Here is a 16,369-nt window from a genome sequence, read left to right as displayed (position 1 = left end):
TGCAGACTAATTATGGACATTGAAGATCCAGGAGGATGATAATATGGAACAAAAAATCGATGTAGGCATTATCGGCGGGGGGCCAGCCGGATTGAATGCGGCACTGGTGCTGGGCAGGGCAAGAAAAAGCGTAGTCGTCATCGACGAAGAGCGTCCGCGCAACCGGGTTACCCGCGAGTCTCACGGCTTTCTGACGCGGGACGGTATCAGCCCGGCGGAGTTCCGGCGCATTGCCAGGGAGCAAATTGCAGCGTATCCTTCCGTTCGTTTCGTTACGGATTCAGCGGTAACGGTCACGGGGGCGGACGGCAATTTTCAAATCACCACGGGGCAAGGCACGGTCTACCGGTGTAAAAAACTTCTTTTCGCCGCCGGAAAAAAGGATCTTCCGCTCGATATTAGCGGCTTGGCGGACGTTTACGGCAAAAGCGCGTTTGTCTGTCCTTATTGCGACGGATGGGAACTAAGGGACCAGCCCCTTGTTCTGATCGTCAAAGGAGGGGCCGCCGCGCATTCGGCCCGGACGGTTTCCGGCTGGTCGAAGCGGCTGACGATCTGCACCAACGGTCCCGACGAGCTGACGGACGAGCAGCGCGAGGGACTCAAGGCGCATCGTATACCGGTTTTCGATTCGCCCATCGTGCGGATTGAATCAACCGGCGGTATGGTGGAGCAGGTTGTGCTTGAAGATGGCAGCGCGATCCCGTGCAAAGGAATTTTCTTCGCGCCCAAAATCGCTGCCGGTTCGGATCTGCCGCGTGAGATCGGCTGCCGCATGACGGAAGGGGGCTCGGTCGCGGCCGATCCTTTCGGTAAAACGAACGTACCGGGTGTCTTCTCAGCCGGCGATGCCGCCACCGAAATGTATCAGGCGATTACGGCCGCTTCGCTCGGTTCCCTGGCCGCCGTCGGGATAAACACCGAGCTGCTTGCGGAAGCTTGGGACAGCGACCGGATCTAGCGGCGGATTCCGAAAATTCGCGGATGCGCGGGTAGCAATCGGCAAGCGACAAGCGGCAAACCGGCAGCCTTGGTATCTCCAGGCAATCACCTTAAAGCCAAAAGAACGGCCCTTCCTGTGGCCGTTTTTTTGTTTGGATCGACTCGTTCTCTATATTGACTAACCGGTCAGCATCCGATACACTTTTATTAACCGATCGGTTAGCATAAGGAAAGGAAGATACCGGTTGCCTTTACAACTTTACGAAAAAGAAGAGATTTTCGAAGCCTGTCTTACCGTTTTCGCGCGAAACGGGTATAAAGACACTTCGACCGGAATGCTGGCGGAGGCGGCCGGAATTTCCAAGGCACTGATTTTTCACCATTTCAAAAGCAAAAAAATGCTGTATCTCAGCTTGCTGGATCACTGCTTCGAGAAGGCGAGGGAAGAACTTCGGGTGGACACCATTCCGGACTACCGGGATTTTTTTGAAGCGATTGATGCGTACAGCCGCAAAAAACTCGATTATTTCCGTAAGCATCCGGACGAAATCAAATTGATCTACGAGGTTTATTATTCGACCCCGGAAGAGCTGAAAGAAGACATTGCCAAGAAATACGGGCATGTGCTTGCTTCCAAGTATGAGGTGTGGGAGCGGTTATTTGACAAAGTGCCCCTACGGAACGGAGTGGACCGCAAGCACGCTTTTGAGCTGATTGTGATTACCCTGGAGCATTTCGAGAATAAGTTCGTCGCGGAGGTCACGGATCTTAGCGCCATCGGCGACGATTATATCGAAAACATGTTCACGAAGATGAAGGAGTTCTGCGTAATGATCCGTCAAGGCATCGCGCAGGATTACGCTTAAAAGGCTGCAGCATGCTATTTCCCGCATAAACGTTTGCCGTTTTTCCGCTTATTCGCTTTTTATAGAAGGGAGTAAATCCATGGAAAAAATGACTGGCGGCGATCTTAATTCGCCCGAAACGATGCGTGATATCATTTCGTTCTATAAACGGCTGGCCGCGCAGAAAGAGTCTCTTATCCGTCTGGATGATTTTTACGGGATGGGAGGGGCCTGGATCGCTTTTCGTCACGATGATGTGTCCGCGATGCTGAAAGATCCTAGGTTGGTCAAGGATATGAGGAAATACGTGCCGCAGAACGAGCCGGAAGCAGCGGGGGCAAGCACGTATGTGGGCAAACTGCTTGAATGGTTGAGGAACATGCCGAATATGCTTTCGGTTGACCCGCCCGATCATACCCGGCTGCGCAGGCTCGCTTCGAAAGCTTTTACGCCCCAGATGATCGAAGGCCTGCGTCCGCGAATCCAGCAGATCGCCGACGAGCTTCTGGATGCCGTCCAAGAGCGGGGCCGGATGGATCTTGTCGCGGATTTCGCTTATCCGCTGCCCATTATCGTCATTTCGGAGATACTGGGGATTCCGGCGGCCGACCGCAGCCTTTTCCGGGGCTGGACTCAGAAGCTCCTGCAAGCCGCAGTGGACTCAAGCCAAGGTTCCGCGGTGGAAGAGGCGCTGGAGGAGTTCATCGGGTACATCCGGACGCTGCTGGACGAAAAACGCCGCAATCCCGGCACGGATGTGACGAGCGGCCTTGTCCAGGCTTACGAGCAGGGCGACAAGCTGAGCGAGAACGAGCTTCTCTCGACGATCTGGCTGCTTATCATCGCCGGGCATGAAACGACGGTCAACCTGATCGGCAACGGCACACTCGCGCTGCTGCGGCATCCCGGACAAATGCGCCTGCTCCGGGAAACTCCATCTCTTCTTCCGGGTGCCGTAGAAGAGATGCTGCGCATGGAGGGGCCTATTGTCATCGCGAGCCGATTCGCCGGAGAGGACATCGCCATGCACGGCAAAGTCATCCGCCAAGGCGAGATGGTGCTGCTGTCTCTTGCCGCCGCCAATGTGGACCCGCAGAAGTTTTCCGATGCGGATACGCTTGATATCACCCGCGAAGAGAATGAGCATCTCGCCTTCGGCAAAGGGATCCACCTCTGCCTCGGCGCGCCGCTTGCCCGCCTGGAAGGGCAGATCGCTTTCGGCACGCTTTTGCGGCGGCTGCCGGACCTGCGTCTGGCGGTCGAACCGGAGAGGCTGGTTTATAACCACGGAAAGCTGCGCTCGCTCACCAGTCTGCCTGTTCTTTTCTGACCTCTGAACTCCGATTGAAGCGCGGCGCTCGCATGCCGGTCCGCCGCGCTCAGAGTCGGTATCAGCCACACGCAATATCCCCCGCATTTCCCTCTAACCGACTTCCGATAACAAGGAAAAAACCACTTCTTTAAACCGCCTTAACCCCGCGCGCAGCTCTGCTTCATTCAAATAGGAATAACTCATGCGCACCCGGGATGTTGGCTCTCTCAGCGGATCGCAGATCATACCGGGAACGAAGGTGAGGGACTGTTCCATGCAGCGGCTGAGCAGACGGTCCATCGGCACCGAAGCCGGCAGCTCCACCCACAGATTAAAGCCCCCCGCAGGGCTGGTCCATTGCCACCCGGTTCCGGACAATTCCTCTTCCATGATGTCCTTGCGTACAGCAAGGGCAATTCTCAGTTTCGCCAAATGCTGCTGCATCCGTTCGGAAAAGAAATAGTGCAGAAAAATCTTCTGATTCAGCAGCGGAGCCCCGCTGTCGGATAACGATTTGGCCCGAATCAGGTAGTTCATGAACGACGGACGGCAGGCCACGGCCGCAATGCTGAGCCCCGGAGCGATATATTTGCTGAAACTGCGGAGATAGATGACGTATCCTGCCGTATCGTAGGAAAAGAGCGGCAGGGGAGGCTCATCTCCGAAATAAATATCCCGTCCAGGATCGTCCTCGATCAGCAGGCATTTGTACGTTTCCGCCAGTTCCACCAATTTCTTGCGCTGCTCGGCGGGAACCGTGAACCCCGTCGGGTTGTGAAAAGTGGGATTAAGGTAAAAAAGGCGCGGCCTATCGGTCTGCATAATCCGTTCCACCTGCTCCAGATCGTAGCCGGACGGATGAATATCGACCGGGATGATCTTGGCGCCCTGGCGGCTGAAAACGTCTATGGCCGGACTGTAAGTAGGCCGCTCCAGCATGACGGCATCCCTCGGCCTTACGAGGACTCTGGCCACCAGATCGATCGCCTCCTGGGAACCGGAGGTGATCAACAATTCATCGGGAGACACGAAGAAATGGAAGCCTTTCGTAAAATAACCGCACAGTGCTTCACGCAGCTCCTGGTCTCCTTGAACGGTAGAGTAGGTGCCCAGCACTTTCGGATACAGATCGAACACTTTTTTTACATACTCCGACAAATATAGATTCGGCAGCAGATTAGGATCGAGCAGCGCCTTGGAAAATTGATAGTCCGCCTGCACCTGATGGATTTCCGAGAGGTGGCTTTCGTGCACATAGGCGGAAACGATCGGATCGTTTAGCGGACCCAGCATCGACTGGCTGCCGGGATGCGCGTAGTAACCCGATTTATCCTTCACGTACACATCCCCATTGCGCTTCAGCAGCTGATAAGCCTTAAAAACCGTCAGCCGGTGCACCCGAAAGTCCGCCGCCAGCGACCGGATCGAAGGGAGCTTGTCGTGCGCCTTCCATTCCCCGCGGCGGATTCTTTCCAGCAGGTAATCGTAAATTTGTTCGAAAAGCTTATCGGAATGGACGCTCGAACGGTTTTCTCTTTCCACCACACATCGCTCTTTTCCTCAGGTTGATTTCCTCCAGTATAGCCGATTTCGGCGCAAATCTGTTCTGTTCATGGAAAACTGTTCTGTTTGTTCCCGTTTATACTGGGGGAAAAGGAGGAATGGAAATGATCCCGTTCAACTATATCCTGATGTGTTTAATTTTCGGGACAACTTTTTTGGCCATCAAAGTGGGGATCGATGCGGGGGCGTCCCCCTTCTTCTCGGCCGGAGTCCGGTTTTTTCTTGCCGGTGCTGTCCTCTTTATTGTCATGGTCACACAAAAAAAGGCGCGGCTCTCGCTGCTGCTTCGCAAAGAGATGATGCTGACCGGACTCGGGCTCACTTTCGGTGTTTTTGCGAGTCTATATTGGGCGGAGCAATATTTAAGCTCGGGCATCGCCGCCGTTTTGTCGGCAACGGCTCCGCTTATGATTATGCTGCTGCAGACGGGCATGACCCGGCAGAAAATGTCCGCTTCATCCTGGGCGGGCTGTCTGGTGGGATTTGCCGGTGTCGTTATTCTGCTCGTCCCCGGAATGACCGTCGCATTCAGCACGGTTTGGGTGGCGGGCTGCATCGCGGTTCTGACGGGGCAGGTTTTTTATTCCGCGGGCACAGTGTATTCCCGGCGGGTTATCCGAAGATTTTCCGATACGTCCCCGATCGCACTGAATGCGGCGCAGATGCTGTACGGGGGACTCATGCTTCTGCTTTTGTCGCTATTCACGGAGCAGGTACATATGGAAGCAATGTTCGTTCCCGAAGCTGTTTTTTCGCTGCTGTATCTGATCGTCTTCGGGTCGATGATGGGGCACACGATCTTCTACTGGCTGGTAGCCAAAACAAATCCCGTTTTTCCGTCCACCTGGCTCTATATTTCTCCGCTTATCGCGCTTAGCCTTGGGGTGGTTCTCTACGGTGAACCTCTCTCGTTTTTGTCGCTGGCAGGAGGCGTCACCATTATCGCGGGCATTCTTCTGATCAACCTCAAGAGCCTGCGGCAATTGGCGGGTGCCCGGTCCCGTTTGGTTGAGAGGAGTTAGACAGCGTAGCGGGGGTTACAAACAAACGCGGGAATCATTCTGCGTTAAAATGTTCATAAACTTGTCACTTATGCGAAGCCTTCCATTTTCCCTATAATAACAAAGGGTAACAGAGAGGATGATGGAATTGCCGACAACGAAGAAAGAAAATGTTTATTTCGGATTGATGATGTGCTGTGGGATGGTCGTGGGGATGATGTCTTATAATTTAGTTACAAACGGCTTGATCGGCACGATATCCTGGAAAGGAATCCTTGTTCAATTCGTGCTTTGCTTCATTACTGCGTTCCTGGTGGAATCGTTTATTGTCGGTCCTGTGGCGAAGAAAATCGCTTTTTCGCTGCCTTTTGACAAATCCAAACAGGTACCGCTTATTCTGTCCCTTTCATTTTTTATGGTCATCGGAATGGTTCTGATTATGTCCATGTATGGACTCGCGACTTCTTATTTGCTTAACCCTCCGGTAGGAACATCACTGCTTGAAAGTTATTTTTCTTTGCTAGTTAAAAACGTTAGTTTTGCTCTGCCTCTGCAGCTCCTTATTGTAGGTCCGACTGCTCGATATTTGTTTAAAAGATTCGTTAAAAGCGAAGAAATAGCGGTATCAGCAAGCTGAATTTGCACAACGTGCCATTTTCGGCGGAATATAACGATTTTTCTTTAATAAAAAGATTGACACGGCCAGACGAATCTGTTAATTTGAAATTAATTTCATACCCTTCAAAGGGGAGTAGCTTATACATGCTTAGTCGTCATTACGTGGCTTGATCGCCTCCGGCTTTGCATGCGACGTAAGATGGATCACGTTGTTAGCGAGACCTTTGCCTTACGGCATTGGTCTTTTATTTTTTAGCAAAACAGCAGCCTTTGCCGGCCAACCGGTGAAGGCTGCTTTTATTTTGGCCCTATTTCGGGGGAGGGAGGAAAATCGGCGTCGTTTATCGAGTTCATCTCATTAACGCAGCATCAAGATTATACGAGGAGGAGTGTCAACCCCATGCTAGTTTCTTCGACGACCCGGATGAACGAGAAGGCGCTCGACATTGCGGCGGCCAGGCATCAGGCGATCCTGAGCAATCTTGCAAACGTGGATACCCCCGGTTACAAGAGTCGGTTTGTTTCCTTCGAGGAGGAGCTGGAGAAAGCGACGGAAGGTAAGAGGCCTTTGGAAGGGATTACGTCCCACAAGCGGCATTTCAAGATTTCCGGTTCAGGAGAAGCCGGTCTCATTAACACCGCGGTTCTCGGTCCGTATGTTTTCAATACCAATGGAAATAGTGTTGATATGGATTACGAGATGTCCCTGATGGCTAAAAATCAGCTGGCTTACTCGGTTTTCGCCGAAAGGGTAAGCGGTCATTACAAGAAAATGAACGGGCTGCTCAGAGACTTGAAATAATCCGCCCCGGCAAAGATTTAACTCAAACTCAAAACTGCAGGAGGATCACGTATGGATGTTTCGCTAATTCTCGAATACGGCTGGGTGCTGCTCGTGCTTGTCGGTCTGGAAGGACTGCTCGCGGCGGACAATGCCCTTGTGCTCGCCATCATGGTCAAACATTTACCGGAAGAGGCAAGGAAAAGGGCGCTCTTCTACGGATTGGCGGGCGCTTTCGTTTTCCGCTTTCTATCGCTGTTCATTATTTCTTTTCTCGTTGACGTCTGGCAGGTTCAAGCCATCGGTGCGGTTTATCTGATCTTCATCGCACTCAATCATATTTTTCGCAAAGTTCTGGTCAAGAAGGGTGAAAACGGCAGCAAAAAAGAGAAAGAGGGCAAAGCGGGCTCTTCCTTTTGGGCGACGGTTTTCAAGGTCGAGCTGGCCGACATCGCTTTTGCGGTCGATTCCATTCTTGCGGCTGTCGCTTTGGCGGTGGCCCTGCCGGAAAGCGGCCTGCCCAGAATCGGTGGGATGGACGGGGGACAATTCTTCATCGTCTTTGCGGGCGGGCTCATCGGATTGATCATTATGCGTTTTGCCGCTTCCTACTTCGTGAATCTTCTTAACCGGAGACCCGGCCTGGAAATTGCGGCGTTTGTCATTGTGGGATGGGTAGGGGTCAAACTGATTGTGTATACCTTGTCGCATCCGGCGCTTTCCGTTCTGCCCGAAGGATTTGCGAAGCTGCCGGCCTGGAAATATACGTTTTATGCGGTTCTGGTTCTTATTGCCTTGTGCGGCTGGTTTCTGTCGAAAGAAAAAAAAGAAACGGCAGTCTGAAAGAGCTGAGATGCGGAATTCCGTTCGTTTAACAAAAGACGGGGAGGAGAGATGCGAATGGAGCAGTGGATTACGGAAACGATGGAGGCATTCGGATATTTCGGCATCTTCCTGCTGATCGCACTGGAAAACCTGTTCCCTCCGATTCCTTCGGAGGTCATCCTGACCTTAGGCGGTTTCATGACGACCACATCCGCATTGACGGCATTCGGTGTTATCCTGGCCGCAACCGCCGGTTCCGTTGCGGGGGCCGTCTGCTTGTACGGGGCCGGGAAGCTGATGTCGATGGAACGCCTGCAATCGCTAGCTGCGCGGCACGGTAAGATTCTCCGTCTGAAACCGGAGGACATCGGAAAAGCGGGCTCCTGGTTCGACAAGTACGGAGTATGGGCCGTGTTTCTCGGACGGCTCGTGCCCCTGGTCCGCAGTCTGATTTCAATTCCGGCGGGAAGTGCGGGCATGAGCTTCGTTCCTTTCCTGCTTCTCACTACGGCGGGTTCGCTTATTTGGAACAGTGTCCTTGTGTATGTCGGGGCTGCCGTAGGCGCGTCTTGGGAGACGATTGTGGGTTATATGGACATCTATTCGACCGTTATTTATGCGGGACTGGGTCTATCCTGCGCGCTTGTCGGTTTCCTCTACGTGCGCAGGCGGATCGTAAAGAGCGAACGGGGAAAAAAATCGTTCGAGATCGGTAACGATAAGTAAAGGACAGGACAAGCCTTTGTGCTGAAAGAAGCCGGTAAAAGAAGCCGTATCCGTTCCGGCAGGGAGCGGAAAGACGGATAAAGGGGTGCCCGCAAATTCCGCGGGCACCCCTTCCTTTTTCTGCTGCGCTATTCATTTCCTCCTTTCAATCGTGGCGTCTAATGGAGCGGCTTCTGCATTTAGAAGTGCGGACACACCTTCTTTCGGCTGAATATGTTTTCCCTCAACGACTACATCGAGCCGTCCGGTAACCGGATGAATAACCAGCCCGTGTACAAGAACCGATTCCGGGAACAGCGGATGTGATCGTATCATGCAGACACTGTCTGCAATGCTTTCTTCTAGACTGGAAAATCTCGTCAGCCACCCGTCCAGATCAATGCCGGCATCGGACAGCGTCTGCATATAAGGATCAGAATCACCGAACTGCCGGACGCTTTCGCTATCATCGGCGCTTCTAAAATTCGCCAACCCGCATTCGTGATGACCGATCACATATACTTCCTTAGCCTTCAGTTTGCAAATGGCAAGCAGGATGTTTCTCAGGATGCTTCCGGACGGATGAGACACGACTGCGCCGGCATTTTGAATAACTTCGGCATCTTCGTTTCGAATTCCGAGCGCCTTGGGCAGGAGTTCCGGAATTTGAGTGTCCATGCAGGTGAGGATCACTATTTTGGTTTCCGGGTATCGGATGGTCTCAAAGGGGAGAGCCTGTTTTTCCTGCACGAAAATACGGTTGTGGGCAAGTATTTCATGTATGGTTGACATGCCATATGACCTCCTTTCCATAAATGTTAAAAATTCAATTTACCAATATTAGTAAAAATACATATTTATGTTAATTTGAGTTTTGAATTTCGTAAATAATAAAATTCAACGGAAAATGATACTTTACAATTAAATACCCGTACTCTATCAAAAATAATGTATTTTCACGGATGTATAAAAAAATATACCCGATGTGTATTGCGGAAATCTGCGAAAGTGAAGTAGACTAAACCTAAATCATTGAGAATGATTATCAAAATCATTGATGGGGGCGAATGGATACATGAGAGAGAAACGGTCGAAGAGGGCCATGTGGAACCTGCTGGCAGTACTGGCTTTAACGGCAAGTTTAACCGGCTGCGGGGGACCAGCGGAGAGAGCAGAAAAAGCGGCCGTACAGAGTACTCCCGCAGGGGAGAAATCAACGGAAAATAAACGCGTCGTCAAAGATGCTTTCGGTGAAGTTGAAATTCCGGCCCAGCCGAAAAGGGTGGCGGCCATCTATATGGAAGACTACGTAACGGCTCTGGGTGTCACTCCGGTAGTCCAGTGGTATCATCCTAACTGGGGGATTCAGGAATATTTGAAGCTGAATGTGCCGAAGTTTGATATGACCGGAAGCATTGAGGCTCTTTTAGATGCCTCTCCCGATCTGATTATCGTAGATGGAGGGGCAGACAAAGCCAGATATGACATGTATTCTAAAGTCGCTCCGACTTACCGGCTGCCGGACGAAATGCTGAACGATGCATCCGCTATCCTTAAAGCCACGGCGGATCTGCTGGGAATGCCGGAGAAGGCAGACGCTATTCTCAAGGAGTACCGGAAGAAGGTCGACGATGCGAAAACGGCTCTGGAGAAAGCCGTCGGCACTGAAAAGGTGGCCGTAATCCGTTTGAACGTGGGAGAAAAAACATTTACGCTGTTCGGCATCAACAACCGGTTTATCGGTTCCATTCTGTACCGCGATCTGGGACTTACTCCGCCTCCGATGGTCAAAGAGATGAAGGAGTTCCAGCAAATCATTTCCGAAGAAATGATTCCACAGATTGACGCCGATCATATTATCCTGCTGCCTTCCAACGGCACTTGGGCTTCCGAAGAAAACAAAGAAGCTGTTCAGCTTCTAAAAAGCCCGTTCTGGAAGTCGGTTCCTGCGGTCAAAAAAGGACACGTCTACCAAGTGGAACGTACTCACTGGCAAACCGGCGCCTTTTTGGCTAACGGTATGAAAATAGACGATCTGCTAAAGCTGCTGATCAAGTAACTCGTGAGGATGAGCGATCATGAATGACAACCAAGACAGATCTTTTGCTCGGCGCGCCTCGTTTTACGAGCTGACCGGTATTAGCCGAGAAACGGCTTCTTCGGGATGGAAACAGGAGGCTGCCGGAGCGGACAGCTATTACGTTATGGCGGTAACGGGCGGAAGCGGCGGCATGACGCTGAACGGAGAAAGTTATGCCGCGGAGCGCGGGAAGTGCTACCTGGCCGCTCCCGGAAGCGGTGCGTGCATCCAATCGGCTGCAGCGGATTTAAGCTTCTACCTCTTGAAATTCGAAGTCCTGGCCAGGCAAACAGTTGGCGAGAAAGCGGCAAGCGACTTCGCGGATGCGGCCGACAGACGCGACGAGGCGCCCTCCCGGATGCGGGGAGCTGAGCAGGAGAACCTGCTGGAACCGGGCGAAATCGTCTGCCTGTCCTTTGCCTCCTGCGTTACGATGTTGGAGGCGCTGTATGAGCACCGCCGGCCGGCCACCGAATTCGAATCGTTCGATTCCTACGTGCGCTTTCAGGAATTTCTGCGCTTCCTCCTGCAGCAGCGCGCTGCCGGTTCCGGCGGCCACGATCCGATGCAGGCGGTGGAAAGCTCGATTGCCGTTATCCGGGATAATTACCGGAGCACGCAAACAGTAGAGGGGCTGGCTTCGGCCGCCGGTTTGGACCGCTGGAAGTATTCCCGTCTGTTTAAAGAACGGACGGGAACGACTCCGCTCGATTTTTTGAACCGGATCCGCATCGAACGAACGAAGCGGCTGCTCGTGCTGACCGAGGATCCTTTGTCGGGCATAGCCGGAGATGCCGGTTTCAACAATGAATATTATCTCAACCGGCGGTTTAAGCAGACGGTCGGCATTACGCCGGGACAATACCGGCGCAATCACCGGGAGCATGTCCGGGTGTTCGCTCCGTGCCTGGAAGATTTTTTGCTGGCTCTTGAGATTACGCCGGTTATGCAGTGGTACAGCGAGGGATGGGGAAAGCAGGATTATCTGGGCATGGGCGATGTGCCTGTATTCGACGTTTCGGATGGCAGTCTGGAAGGGCTTACGAAGGAGAAGCCCGATTTCATTTTATTGGACGGCGGTACGCATCCTTCCGGCTACAGCCGCCTGGCACCCACGTACACGATGGCTCATCCGGGGGAGGACTGGAAATCCACGCTGGATAAAACGGCGGATCTGCTCGGAAAGAAGGGCCGCGTCCGGGACATTATCGGCGAGTACGAAAGTAGGGCGGACAAAGCAAAACAGGCCCTCGAACGCTCCGTTCGCGATCAGACGGTGGCGTTCCTGCGCATTTCAGCCGAAGCCGTTATCTTGTACGGGGGGCCTGAGCAAGGCTACACGGGTCCCGTTCTTTACGGAGATTTAGGACTGACCCCGCACCGCCTCGTCAGCCAATTAACGGGCCGCTCGCGCAGAAGTGTCGTCTTGACTTCGGAATGGCTGGACAAGCTGGATGCGGATCATTTGTTTGTGACGTTTGACAAGCGCTGGGGACACACGCCCGGAGCCCGTGAAGACGAGCGGCTCGCCCTGCTGCCCGGAGTGCGGAACAACAGCGTCTATGAGGTCGATTTCCTCACTTGGATGAACTACGGCATTCTCTCCCGCAGCAAAAAAATCGACGATGTCTTGAAAGTGTTGGCTTGAGGTTTAACTAAAACGTGCGGTGTCATTGGCGGAAAATGGATAGATCATCTTGAATACCCGACTGGCGCATTCTTACAGGATGCGTCTTTTTTTTGCCTCAGCCGCGTACTTGATAGACGCCATCCTGTCCGTGCTTTTTTCGCCGGGCTGAGGTAAGCTTAACGTATACGAATCAGGGAGGGGCCGGGATGAACGAACCGGGAATGGTTACGTTAAACACCGAGAATATCAGCCGGGAACATATTTGCTGTGCGATATCGGATAAGAAATGCGCCAACGGAGTCCAGTTGAAAAAGGAATGGCTGGAGCAGCGCTTTCAGGAAGGTTTGCGTTTCAAAAAGCTGGATGTCCGGCAGAAAGTATTCATCGAATATATTCCGGCGGAATACGCCTGGTGTCCGGTGGAAGCTCCCGGTTACATCTATATCAACTGCTTCTGGGTAGCCGGCTCATACAAAGGCAAGGGCTACGGTAAAAAGCTTCTAAGGGAATGCCTGGAGGAAGCGGGCGCGACGAATGGGGCGATAGCGGTAACGAGCCGGACGAAGCGGCCCTATTTATCCGACAAATCTTTTTTTACCCATAACGGATTCGAAGTCTGCGATCAGGCGCCTCCTTATTTCGAGTTAGTCGTGCAGAAATTCAAGGAAGACGCCCCGACACCGAAATTTAAACAAAGCGTTCATGAGCAGAAAGTGGACGTTGTAAAAGGATTTCAGGTTCTGTACACCGCCCAGTGCCCCTATACGGATCATTACGTGGGAGAGCTTGAGGATTGCGCACGTGAGCGTTCCATTCCGGTTGAAACCAGACGAATCGTATCGACCGGAGAAGCGCAATCCGCGCCAACGCCTTACACCAGTTACAGCTTGTTTTATAACGGCCATTTTATCACACACGAGATTTTGACCCGGAGCAAGTTTGAGAAAAATATGGACGGCTGGATACAAAAGTACGGATTGCCGGGTGCCGAATAGACGGTCTTTTTTGCCGCCTGCGGACGAGCTGCCGGAGAAGAAAGGTGCCTGGAGATTCGATTGGGGGAGGCTGAAAGATGAAGGAGAACTACGTGTTTCGTTAAGTCCGCGGACCACCAGTATCCGTTCGTTCCTCATGCTTGTGCGGTTGCAAAACAAACAGTCGGGAGGATGGACATGGATATTCGGATCAGAGAATTAACTGCGGAGGACGAATTCGAGGGCATTGAAGTGGACGGGAGCTTTATCGTCGATTCCGTACTCGTCCTTACTCTTGAGGACCGTCGGATCGGCTATGCGGTTGAAGAAGTGGCCCACTATACGAAAAGGTATGCGGACGAGCCGGACGCGGAAACGGAGGACACCGGGTATGCCGGCTATATCGGAAATCCCGATCAAGTCATGTATCTGGCCTGCATGGATAACCGGATCGCAGGTCAAGTTCTGCTTAGGAAGAACTGGAACGGGTACGCTTACGTCGAGGACATTAAAGTTGACCCCGCCTACCGAAGATACGGCGCCGGCCGCAGGCTGATTGAACAGGCCGAGAACTGGGCGAGGGCAGGGGGAATGCCGGGAATCATGCTGGAGACGCAAAACAATAACGTCCGGGCCTGCAAATTTTACGAAAGCTGCGGGTTTGTCCTAGGCGGTTTCGACTCCTGCTTGTATAAAGGTCTCGACAAACAAAGCAATGAAATTGCGCTGTACTGGTACCTGATATTCGATTAAAATTACGCCTCCCTGAATCGTACCTTGCGGTTTGGCGGAGGCCTTTTTTGCATGGATAGCCGTATGCGACATTTCCATAACCTTGGTATATACGAAGTCCGTGAGCGATTCCATCCAAAATGGCTTTTACAAAATAGTGTCCGCACCAGGCACAAATTGAGGCCCTTGGTATTGCCCGCTTGACGGCAGCAAAACTTTCATGTAAATTGAGAAAAATAATTACACGTGAAAAGCGTTGAACAAGGATACAGAGTTCAGCGATCGCCGTACAGAGATGAAACCCGCCGGCTGAAAGGTTTCACGAAGCGATTGGACTCTCTCCCGCCTTGCCAGCTGTAACGGAAACCTCATTTGAGGATGCTGGTTAACCGTTACCGGGTCATGCCGTTATCCGAATGAGGACCTCGCACACCTGCGCGGTTGAATTAGGGTGGTAACACGACACATTCGTCCCTGACGGATGTGTCTTTTTGTTTTTTTACGGGCTTCAACATGATCATACAAAGGAGAGGGAACAATGCGCCAAAGCCGATTATTGCTGACAACTTTACGAGAATCTCCCGCGGACGCCGAAGTGATCAGTCACCGGCTCATGCTGCGGGCGGGATTTATCCGCCAACTGGCGGCGGGGATTTATACTTACCTGCCCCTAGGAAGAAGAGTTCTGCGCAAGGCGGAGCAGATTGTACGCGAGGAGATGGATAGGGCCGGGGCTCAGGAGATGCTCATGCCGGTTATGCAGCCTGCCGAACTATGGAAAGAATCGGGAAGATACTCGGTGTACGGCCCGGAATTGATGCGCCTGAACGACCGGCACGACCGGGAATTCACGCTGGGACCGACACATGAGGAAGTCATTACTTCGATCGTGCGGGGGGAAATAAACTCTTACCGCAAACTGCCGGTCACGCTCTATCAGATCCAGACGAAATTCCGAGACGAGCGGCGTCCCCGTTTCGGCCTGCTGCGCGGACGCGAGTTTCTTATGAAAGACGGCTATTCCTTCGATACCGATTGGGAAGGGCTGGATGAATCGTACCAGCAGATGTTTCAAACTTACAGCCGGATCCTAACGCGTTGTGAAGTAAATTTCCGTGCAGTCGAGGCCGATGCGGGTGCGATAGGCGGAGAAGGCGGCACCCATGAATTTATGGCGCTGGCCGATATCGGGGAAGATACGATTGCCGCTTGCACCGTTTGTGAATATGCGGCTAATCTGGAACGAGCGGAATCACGGGCGGTGCGGACGGATTCCGTCGAACGATCGGAGGAGATGGCCGTTAAGTTTCATACGCCCGACATCCGCACGATCGGTCAGCTCGTTCAGTCGCTGGGCATTCGTCCTTCCGATATCATGAAAACGATTGTTTATACGGCGGATACCAGACCCGTCGCCGTTGTTGTAAGAGGTGACCGGGAAGTGAACGAGATTAAAGTGAAAAATTATCTCCGGGCCGATGATCTCTCCATAACGGATGCGGCAGCCGTGGAGGAAGCAACCGGCGCGCCTGCGGGTTTTGTCGGGCCGTTGGGCCTTAACATTCCCCTCCTGGTCGATGAAGAGGTCCTCGGCATGGCGTACGGAATCGCAGGGGCCAACGAAGCGGACTATCATTACAGAAACCTCAATCCGGGCCGTGACTTGGCGAATTCGGAAGTCGGCGATTTCCGTCAAGCGGCAGAAGGAGACAGATGTCCGCGTTGTACCGAAGGCGTGTTGAAATTATCGCGCGGGATTGAAATCGGGCATGTATTTAAACTCGGAACGAAGTACAGTGATAAACTGGAAGCGTCTTTCCTGGACGCGGCCGGCAAAAGCACCCGCATGATAATGGGCTGTTACGGAATCGGCGTTTCCCGTATTCTTTCCGCCGTGATCGAGCAGAATCATGATACGAACGGCATAATCTGGCCTCTGGCTCTGGCGCCCTATCAGGCTCATCTCATTCCGGTCTCTATCAAAGACGACGTTCAAGTTCAAGCGGCGAATGACATTTATCGGCGTCTACAAGAGAACGGGGTCGAGGTGCTGATGGATGACAGAGACGAACGCCCCGGGGTTAAATTCAAGGATTCGGACTTGATAGGGATTCCATTCCGCGTTGTATTCGGCAAAGACGCCGGGCAAGGCAAGGTGGAGTTTGTAGAACGCAGAAGCGGGTTGAAAGAAACCATTACCTTCCAAGCTGCTTGCGAGCGCATTCTCGATCAGGTTCGTTTATCCAAACCCACGTATTGACACGGGCGCATGAGCGTTATAAAATAGCTCCAAATGAAAGGGAGTATTCCGCATGAACCGCTGGGAAACTGAAAAACGATATCCAAAACGCTGCTCCGAAC

General features: G+C 52.6%; 15 protein-coding genes. 13 read left to right on the top strand and 2 right to left on the bottom strand.

Annotation, left to right across the window (positions count from 1 at the left end):
- Positions 1–43 precede the first annotated feature (43 nt).
- The 3 genes from HMPREF1207_RS01010 to HMPREF1207_RS01000 all read left to right on the top strand — a co-directional run bounded on the left by HMPREF1207_RS01010 (position 44) and on the right by HMPREF1207_RS01000 (position 3,117).
- Positions 44–961 (top strand): NAD(P)/FAD-dependent oxidoreductase, encoded by a 918-nt coding sequence (locus HMPREF1207_RS01010; protein ID WP_009672368.1) that lies wholly within the window; start codon positions 44–46, stop codon positions 959–961.
- A gap of 226 nt (positions 962–1,187) precedes the next feature.
- Positions 1,188–1,808 carry a TetR/AcrR family transcriptional regulator gene (locus tag HMPREF1207_RS01005; protein WP_009672346.1) on the top strand — a complete coding sequence of 207 codons (621 nt, stop codon included), beginning with the start codon at positions 1,188–1,190 and terminating at the stop codon, positions 1,806–1,808.
- Positions 1,809–1,887: 79 nt separating this feature from the next.
- Positions 1,888–3,117, top strand: coding sequence for a cytochrome P450 family protein (locus HMPREF1207_RS01000; protein WP_009672362.1), 1,230 nt, complete (start codon positions 1,888–1,890; stop codon positions 3,115–3,117).
- Positions 3,118–3,210: 93 nt separating this feature from the next.
- Here the strand turns inward: HMPREF1207_RS01000 and HMPREF1207_RS00995 are convergent, their stop codons facing one another.
- Positions 3,211–4,644: an aminotransferase-like domain-containing protein gene (locus HMPREF1207_RS00995; protein WP_009672340.1), complete on the bottom strand. Its 1,434-nt coding sequence runs from the start codon at positions 4,642–4,644 to the stop codon at positions 3,211–3,213.
- Between the two features lie 122 nt (positions 4,645–4,766).
- On the opposite strand from HMPREF1207_RS00995, the gene HMPREF1207_RS00990 reads away from it, so the two are divergent.
- From HMPREF1207_RS00990 to HMPREF1207_RS00970, 5 genes are all read left to right on the top strand, one after another.
- A complete protein-coding gene (locus HMPREF1207_RS00990) occupies positions 4,767–5,684 on the top strand; it encodes a DMT family transporter (protein WP_009672344.1) in 918 nt (305 codons plus the stop codon).
- 127 nt (positions 5,685–5,811) lie between these two features.
- On the top strand, positions 5,812–6,300 hold the full coding sequence (locus HMPREF1207_RS00985) for a hypothetical protein (RefSeq protein WP_009672358.1): 489 nt from the start codon (positions 5,812–5,814) through the stop codon (positions 6,298–6,300).
- A gap of 381 nt (positions 6,301–6,681) precedes the next feature.
- On the top strand, positions 6,682–7,083 hold the full coding sequence (flgB, locus tag HMPREF1207_RS00980) for a flagellar basal body rod protein FlgB (protein WP_009672356.1): 402 nt from the start codon (positions 6,682–6,684) through the stop codon (positions 7,081–7,083).
- 51 nt (positions 7,084–7,134) lie between these two features.
- Positions 7,135–7,905 carry a TerC family protein gene (locus HMPREF1207_RS00975; protein ID WP_009672352.1) on the top strand — a complete coding sequence of 257 codons (771 nt, stop codon included), beginning with the start codon at positions 7,135–7,137 and terminating at the stop codon, positions 7,903–7,905.
- Positions 7,906–7,962: 57 nt separating this feature from the next.
- Positions 7,963–8,613 carry a DedA family protein gene (locus HMPREF1207_RS00970; protein WP_009672350.1) on the top strand — a complete coding sequence of 217 codons (651 nt, stop codon included), beginning with the start codon at positions 7,963–7,965 and terminating at the stop codon, positions 8,611–8,613.
- 132 nt (positions 8,614–8,745) lie between these two features.
- Here HMPREF1207_RS00970 and HMPREF1207_RS00965 read toward each other — a convergent pair whose 3' ends face one another.
- Entirely contained in the window at positions 8,746–9,384 is a 639-nt protein-coding gene (locus HMPREF1207_RS00965) for a beta-class carbonic anhydrase (protein WP_009672336.1), read from the bottom strand.
- A 283-nt stretch (positions 9,385–9,667) separates the two neighbouring features.
- Between HMPREF1207_RS00965 and HMPREF1207_RS00960 the strand changes: the two genes are divergently transcribed.
- The 5 genes from HMPREF1207_RS00960 (at position 9,668) to HMPREF1207_RS00940 (ending at position 16,268) form a co-directional block, all read left to right on the top strand.
- Positions 9,668–10,651, top strand: a complete 984-nt coding sequence (locus tag HMPREF1207_RS00960; protein ID WP_231391992.1) for an ABC transporter substrate-binding protein — start codon at positions 9,668–9,670, stop codon at positions 10,649–10,651.
- 19 nt (positions 10,652–10,670) lie between these two features.
- Positions 10,671–12,320, top strand: coding sequence for an AraC family transcriptional regulator (locus HMPREF1207_RS00955; RefSeq protein WP_009672357.1), 1,650 nt, complete (start codon positions 10,671–10,673; stop codon positions 12,318–12,320).
- A 188-nt stretch (positions 12,321–12,508) separates the two neighbouring features.
- Entirely contained in the window at positions 12,509–13,297 is a 789-nt protein-coding gene (locus HMPREF1207_RS00950) for a GNAT family N-acetyltransferase (protein WP_009672359.1), read from the top strand.
- A 177-nt stretch (positions 13,298–13,474) separates the two neighbouring features.
- Positions 13,475–14,029, top strand: coding sequence for a GNAT family N-acetyltransferase (locus HMPREF1207_RS00945; protein ID WP_009672366.1), 555 nt, complete (start codon positions 13,475–13,477; stop codon positions 14,027–14,029).
- Positions 14,030–14,546: 517 nt separating this feature from the next.
- Entirely contained in the window at positions 14,547–16,268 is a 1,722-nt protein-coding gene (locus HMPREF1207_RS00940; protein WP_009672337.1) for a proline--tRNA ligase, read from the top strand.
- The last annotated feature ends 101 nt before the right edge of the window (positions 16,269–16,369 follow it).

It is taken from the genome of Paenibacillus sp. HGH0039 (assembly GCF_000411255.1).
Classification (GTDB): domain Bacteria; phylum Bacillota; class Bacilli; order Paenibacillales; family NBRC-103111; genus Paenibacillus_F.
Note: the sequence above shows the minus strand (reverse complement) of the source record. Positions and strands in the feature narration are given on the sequence as shown.

Coding starts and splice junctions, on each gene's coding strand:
- HMPREF1207_RS01010 (WP_009672368.1), top strand. CDS start 44: ATGGAACAAAAAATCGATGTAGGCATTATCGGCGGGGGGCCAGCCGGA.
- HMPREF1207_RS01000 (WP_009672362.1), top strand. CDS start 1,888: ATGGAAAAAATGACTGGCGGCGATCTTAATTCGCCCGAAACGATGCGT.
- HMPREF1207_RS00990 (WP_009672344.1), top strand. CDS start 4,767: ATGATCCCGTTCAACTATATCCTGATGTGTTTAATTTTCGGGACAACT.
- flgB (WP_009672356.1), top strand. CDS start 6,682: ATGCTAGTTTCTTCGACGACCCGGATGAACGAGAAGGCGCTCGACATT.
- HMPREF1207_RS00975 (WP_009672352.1), top strand. CDS start 7,135: ATGGATGTTTCGCTAATTCTCGAATACGGCTGGGTGCTGCTCGTGCTT.
- HMPREF1207_RS00970 (WP_009672350.1), top strand. CDS start 7,963: ATGGAGCAGTGGATTACGGAAACGATGGAGGCATTCGGATATTTCGGC.
- HMPREF1207_RS00965 (WP_009672336.1), bottom strand. CDS start 9,384: ATGTCAACCATACATGAAATACTTGCCCACAACCGTATTTTCGTGCAG.
- HMPREF1207_RS00960 (WP_231391992.1), top strand. CDS start 9,668: ATGAGAGAGAAACGGTCGAAGAGGGCCATGTGGAACCTGCTGGCAGTA.
- HMPREF1207_RS00955 (WP_009672357.1), top strand. CDS start 10,671: ATGAATGACAACCAAGACAGATCTTTTGCTCGGCGCGCCTCGTTTTAC.
- HMPREF1207_RS00950 (WP_009672359.1), top strand. CDS start 12,509: ATGAACGAACCGGGAATGGTTACGTTAAACACCGAGAATATCAGCCGG.
- HMPREF1207_RS00945 (WP_009672366.1), top strand. CDS start 13,475: ATGGATATTCGGATCAGAGAATTAACTGCGGAGGACGAATTCGAGGGC.
- HMPREF1207_RS00940 (WP_009672337.1), top strand. CDS start 14,547: ATGCGCCAAAGCCGATTATTGCTGACAACTTTACGAGAATCTCCCGCG.